The organism is Collinsella aerofaciens, from assembly GCF_015552075.1.
Classification (GTDB): domain Bacteria; phylum Actinomycetota; class Coriobacteriia; order Coriobacteriales; family Coriobacteriaceae; genus Collinsella; species Collinsella aerofaciens_Y.
In genome coordinates, this window is sequence record NZ_JADNDZ010000037.1 from 1 (window position 1) to 6,953 (window position 6,953).

Below are 6,953 nucleotides of genomic sequence, written 5' to 3' on the forward strand. Positions count from 1 at the left end.
GAGAAGAGGCGGGGCATGCCCCGCCTCTTACACCACATCTCTGCGCGCTACCGTCTGGACCGACAAGGCCGCGCGGGCAATAGCGAGAAAGACCTTTTTTTAGATCTAAAGCGACTTAAAACCAGTTTGTTAGCGCCAATTAGCACCGCCAAAATATACGTATCTGAACTAACTGTCCACCACCCTCCAACAACCTCCTATTTCAAATCAAATCAGCCACCGTGCGTCATGGATATTCCCGGTGGGTCGCGGGGTGGCGGCTACGACTTTCCCTCAGGATAATTCGCGAAGCCCGTTTTCCGAGGAAAGGTATTGGTTATGTAATACCAGTTAAACAGTAAAACTATGCTTAAGTGGTATCTGGCTGGAGAACCAATTGGTATGGTTGATTAGACCCACTTCGCCATCTACGTTCATTTTTATACCGCTGGGAGAATTCCAAACTTAATTTGCGCAACTGCTCAAGTATGCTGGTTCAACCTTATAGGTGGCTATCTGGTTACTACCAGTTGACCCCTTGGTAACGGGTGGGCCAATTGTACGGAATGTACCGAACACCCCCCCGTTTGATGCGTTCGCCCATGCTGCGGGGCGCGCGTCCGCGACACTTCCGCATGTCGGAGGGAAGGAGTCCAGGTGCGTAGGAATTCCATTTTTACGAAACGATGGGTGAAGGGAAGCGCAGTCCTCGTTGCCACGGCAGCGACGCTCGTGTTCGCCAGTCCCCAGCAGGCGGTTGCCACGCCACTCAAGGGCGTCGAATCGGCGACCGTGTCTCAGTCTGCCTCGAACGTCGTTGACATCGATTTCGCCGGCGGCATCAAGGGCCGCATTACGTTCCTCGAGGACGGTATTTTCCGTTACAACGTTGATCCCAAGGGTGAGTTTTCCGAGTACGCAACGCCGCGCAGTAAGTCCCACACGGCTAAGATCCAGGCCCAGCCCGATGCCTCGGACACCTACAGCAAGCCGAGTGCGACGGTTGCCGACAAGGGCAACACTATCGAGATCAGCGGTGGAAAGGCGACCGTGATCCTGGACAAGGCGACTGGCAAGATGAGCATCAAGTCGGGCGACCGTGTCGTGGTCTCCGAGTCCGCGTCCCTCGACCTTGATAAGAAGGGCACCGTACAGACGCTCGCCAAGGAGAAGTCCGAGAACTTCTTTGGCGGCGGTACTCAGAACGGCCGCTTCCTGCACACCAACCAGACTATCGCCATCTCCAACACCAACAACTGGACCGATGGCGGCGTTGCTTCGCCCAACCCGTTCTACTGGACGAGTGACGGTTACGGCGTGCTCCGAAACACGTTTGCAGAGGGTTCCTACGACTTCGGTTCCACGGACGCATCAACAGTCACGACTTCGCACAGCGAGAATGAGTTCGACGCCTACTACTTCGTGGCGACCAATGAGGGCGCCTCGAACGTGGCGACCGAGATGCTGCAGGACTACTACAAGGTGACCGGTAATCCGGTACTGCTGCCCGAGTACGGTTTCTACCTGGGTCATCTGAATGCCTATAACCGTGATGGCTGGTCAACGACCTCGGGTCAGAAGAAGTGGGAGACCAAGGGCAGCAAGTCCTCGAGCAAGGAGGGCGACGTTAAGTACGAGTCTGGCATGGCGACGGGCTACAAGCTCGACGGCACGCTTGCGGCCGAGACGCTCAACGGTGAGGGCCCCACGGTCGATACCGAGAACATGAAGGCGACCGATTTCGACCGCCAATTCTCCGCCCAGCGGGTTATCGATGACTACGAGGACAACGACATGCCGCTCGGCTGGTTCCTGCCGAACGACGGATACGGTGCCGGCTATGGCCAGAACGGTTATTACAAGACCGGCGGCGTCAACTCCGACGGAACGAGTTCAGCCGAGCGCCTCAACGCCGTGCGTGCCAACGTCGACAACCTTAAGAAGTTTAACGAGTATGCTAACTCCAAGGGTGTGAGCACGGGTCTGTGGACCCAGTCTAACCTGGAGCCTGACAGCAACTCCGAGACCCCGTGGCATTTGCTTCGCGATTTCGACGCCGAGGTCAAGACGGGCGGCATTACCACCCTCAAGACCGACGTCGCTTGGGTGGGCTCTGGCTACTCCTTTGGCCTCAACGGCATCAAGACGGCCTACGATACGGTGACGACCGGCGCCAACAAGCGCCCCAACATCATCACGCTTGACGGTTGGGCCGGCACGCAGCGCTTTGGCGGCATCTGGACCGGCGATCAGTACGGCGGCAACTGGGAGTACATCCGCTTCCACATCCCCACGTATATCGGTCAGAGCCTCTCGGGCAACCCCAACATCGGCTCCGATATGGACGGCATCTTTGGTGGCAGCCCCATCATCTCCGCGCGCGACTACCAGTGGAAGACGTTCACGCCCTCTATGCTCGACATGGACGGCTGGGGCACCTACCGCAAGTCGCCCATGACGCACGGCGATCCCTACACGGGCATTTCGCGCTTTTACCTCAAGCTCAAGGCGCAACTCATGCCCTATATCTACACGAGCGCGGCCTCGGCGGCCAACATCGACACGGGCAACGGCGATACCGGCCTGCCCATGATCCGCGCCATGCTGCTCTCCGACAACTCCGAGTACGCCGCAAGCACCTCGACGCAGTATCAGTACATGTTCGGTGAGAACTTCCTGGTGGCACCGGTGTATCAGGATACCCAGGCAGATGAGAACGGCAACGACGTTCGCAATGGTATCTACCTTCCCAACTACGGCACCGACGAGAATCCCACCATCTGGATTGACTACTTCTCGGGTAAGCAGTACCGCGGCGGCCAGGTCCTCAACAACTACGATGCTCCGCTTTGGAAGTTGCCGCTCTTTGTAAAGGCCAACGCCATCGTGCCGATGTATGCCGAGAACAACAACCCCGAGGCCGTGACCGAGACTAACACCAAGGGCACCGATCGCAGCCAGCGTATCGTCGAGTTCTTCGCCACCGAGGGTGACGGCACCTTTACGCAGTACGAGGACGACGGCTCCTCCATCCAGAACAACACGACCGAGGACGATTCCTACGGCACGATCGACAACATCTCCTACGGCGAGCACGTGAGCACCGTCTACAGCTCCAAGGCCACGGGCGGCACCGCCACCTTTACCGCCGAGGCTTCGCAGGGTGGCTACAACGGCTACGACTCCAACCGCACCACGACCTTCGTGGCCAACGTGTCCGCCAAGCCTGCGAGCGTCATCGCCAAGAATGGCGGCACTGCGCTCAACGTGACCGAGGTCGACTCACAGGAGGCTTTCGACGCCGCGACCCCCGAGGCTGGCCAAGCGGTCTACTTCTACAACGAAAGCCCCAACCTCAACCACTACGGCAGCGATGCGGACAGCACCGAGGCCGAGAAGGGCGAGAGCTTCAACGACACTAAGATCACCACGAACCCCAAGGTCTACGTCAAGTTTGCGAAGACCGATGTCGCTGCAGCGGAGCAGACGCTCGAGCTGGGCGGTTTCGTGAACGCCGACGCCACGCTCGCGGCCGACCGCCTCAGCGAGAACCTCTCCGCACCCGCGAACCTTGCTGCCCCCGAGGACGCCACGACCCCCACGAGCATTAAGCTCACCTGGGGAAAGGTCGATGGTGCTACCTCCTACGACCTTAAGGTCGATGGCACCGTGTTCGCCGTGGGCGATGCAGCGGAATTCACGCATACCGATCTTGCCTACAATAGCAAGCACACCTACCAGATCCGTTCGCGCAACGCCGAGGGCTACTCCCGTTGGAGCGATGTGCTCGCGGCGAACTCCGCACTCGACCCATGGCGGAACGTGCCCGAGGCCGAGAAGATCACCTGGGAGGGCTCGATCTACGGCAGCCATAAGGCCGATCTCGCCTTCGACCATGAGTTCCAGACGAGCGACGGCGGCTTCCACTCCGGCGGCAACGACCTGGGCAAGGCGCTCACCGTCGACTACGGCCGCGCCTACAAGCTCGACAAGCTCGAGTACTATCCGCGTACCGACGCCGGCAACGGCACTGTGACCAAGATGCGCATCGAGACGAGTCTCGACGGTGTCCATTGGACGAGCCAGGAGGTCGATTGGGAGCGCTCCGCCGCCTGCAAAACGGTGACGTTCGACGGCGCCGTGGCCGCACGCTACGTGCGTATGACGCCGCTCGCTTCGGTTGGTAACTTCTTCTCCGCGTCCGAGATCGCCATCTACAAGGCCGATGGTACGGACGGCTTTGCTGTGGGTTCCAACCTCAACAAGGCAACGATCTCCGATGGCGACTATTCCAACATGAAGAATTATCTGGGTCTCGAGAACCGCGAGCCCGATACCTCGACGTTCGACTCGCAGATTCGCGACCACTTTGCCGATCTCAACGGCAACGGGGTCTATGATGTCTACGACTACTCGTTTACCATGGCGGGGCTTGATGGCGGCACCAAGCAGAAAGGCAAGGTCGCCGGCAAGCTCGCGGTGATTCCGAGCAAGACCGAGGTCGATGCCGGCGATGAGATCACCGTCGATGTCTATGCGGCCGACGCCAAGAACGTCAACGCCCTGGGCGCGCTCGTCAACTTTAAGAGTGACCAGTTTGAGTTTGTGTCCGAGAGCATCTCGCAGGATGGTTCGACCGCCGGCATGGAGAACCTGTCGCGCGAGAAGGTCCAGTTCGCGGACGGCACACAGACCATCAACCTCGCCTTTGCCAACCGCGGTGACGGCAAGCTCTACAACGGCACTGGCGCGGTGGCGAGCTTCAAACTCAAGGCCAAGACGGCCGGCAAGGTTGAACTGCCCTCGACGTCTTGGCTCATCGGTCCGGCGTGCGATGCGCTCGAGTTTACGAGTGACGGTACCGTGACGATGCCGGACGTTCCGCAGCCCACGGTTGCCGAGTACGGTCAGGATGCCTTCAACATCACGATGACCAACGACGAGCTCACGACCGACGACGGTTCCAACGTCGAGAAGCTTATTCAGCAGAAGAGCTATAACGCGCTGTTCGATAACGATGAGGGCGACAACGGCTTTGAGTTCCTGTGGAACTGGAGCGGCAACTGGGACAGCGAGGGCAAGCTTCCGAGTTACGTGAAGCTTCCCGCCACGATGACATTTGCCTTTAAGACACCATCGAAGCTCGATGCCGTTGAGGTCATCAACCGCGACGGCGGTAACGGCACCGTGCAGAAGATCAAGGCCGTCGTGACGTTCGAGGATGGCTCGACCCAGGAGTTCGCGGGTGGGGAGTACGATTCCTTCCAGGCTCGCTACGCCTTTGGCCTCTCTGCCGAGAACAAGGGCAAGAAGGCGACTAAGGTCGAGATCACGCCGCTTGAGGCATCGGGTGACCAGATGCTCACACTGCGCGAGATCAACTTCAACTACACGCAGGGTGTCGAGGCCATCGAGGGTATCGAGCTGGGCAAGAACCAGACCGAGTTCTTTGAGGGCGACGTTACGCTCGTCGACGCTAAGGCCACGCCCGAGAGCGCCGGCTACCCCTATGTGACGGTCGAGAGCTCCGACTCCTCTGTGGTGAGCGTCTCCGCTGTTCAGGCCGGCGATAGCGTGAACTACTACTTGCGTGCCAACAAGGCCGGCAAGGCAACGATCACGGTGGCGTCAGTGCTCGACCCCTCCAAGACCGCATCCTATGAGGTCGAGGTCAAGGCTGGTGTCGACACCTCTGCGCTCATGGCGGCGCTTTCCAAGGCCGCGGGCTACAGCGAGTCCGTCTACACCAAGGATTCTTATGCAGCTCTCACCGCTGCGGTCGAGGCGGCTCAGAAGCTTCTCGACGGCGGCCAGGGCAGCTATAGCAAGAAGGATGTCGCAGACGCTACGACCAAGATCGAAAAGGCAATCGACGGCCTCAAGATGCGCCCCGTTGATGAGAAGAAGCTCATCAACACGCCCGAGAACCGCGAGAACGTCAAGGTGACCGGCTTCTCGAGCGAGGCCGACTATGAGGGCAGCAACGCCGTCAACGCTCTTGACGGCGATGAGCAGACGCTCTGGCACAGCGACTATGCTTATAAGGCCGGTATGCCCCAGCACCTGACCGTCGACCTGGGCCGCGACTACGATCTCACCGACGTCACGTTCCTGCCGCGCCAGGACGGCGGCACGAACGGCGATATCTTTGAGGCCGAGGTGCTGGTCTCCGACACCGCCGACGGTTATGAGATGGGCACCGCCGCGTCGATGGGTACGTTTACCTTCGACAACGACGGCCGCGTGCTCACCGACCGTGGCGACTGGAGGCAGATGAGCTTTGGTGCCGCGCGCGGTCGCTACGTGACCGTCAAGGTGCTCCACGCCGGCGGTGGCAGCGTTGACGCCTACTGCAGCATGGCGGAACTCAAGTTCTACGGTGCGGCCGTTCCCGATCCGGTGGCGAAGGACGACCTCACTGCCGCGATTGAAAAGGTTGATGCCGAGGTTGCAGCCGGCGACCTTAAGGCCAGTGACTACACCGAGGCTTCCTGGACCGCGTTCCAGAACGCCTTGGCGAGCGCCCGCGCCATCCTGAGCGACGAGAACGCCACGCAGGACGAGGTCGACCAGGCACTCAAGGCGCTCGAGGATGCCCGTGACGCGCTCGAGAAGACCCCGGTGACCCCGGTCGAGAACCCGACCAAGAAGCAACTCAAGGCCCTGGTCAAGCAGGCGAAGGAGACTGACACCAAGGGAAAGACGGCCGAGTCTGTCAAGGCCCTGACGGATGCCATTACCTACGCCGAGGATGTCTTGGGTGATGAGAATGCTTCCGACGCCCAGCTCCAGGCGGCCTATGACCAGCTCAAACTGGCCATTGAGGGCCTTAAGGATGCCGACTCCGGCAACCAGGGCGGCTCGGGCAACACCGGCGGCTCGGGCAACCAGGGTTCCGGCAACGGCTCGAACGGCGGCGGCCAGGCGGGCAAGCCCGCAGGCGACAAGGCCCAGGGCGGCAAGAAGAGCGGTTC

The 6,953-nt window shown here is 60.2% G+C and carries 1 protein-coding gene; it reads left to right on the forward strand.

Annotated elements, in window-relative coordinates:
* Positions 1–669: 669 nt before the first annotated feature.
* The coding region (locus I2D41_RS02720; protein WP_195363464.1) for a discoidin domain-containing protein at positions 670–6,953 on the forward strand (6,284 nt) is incomplete at its 3' end.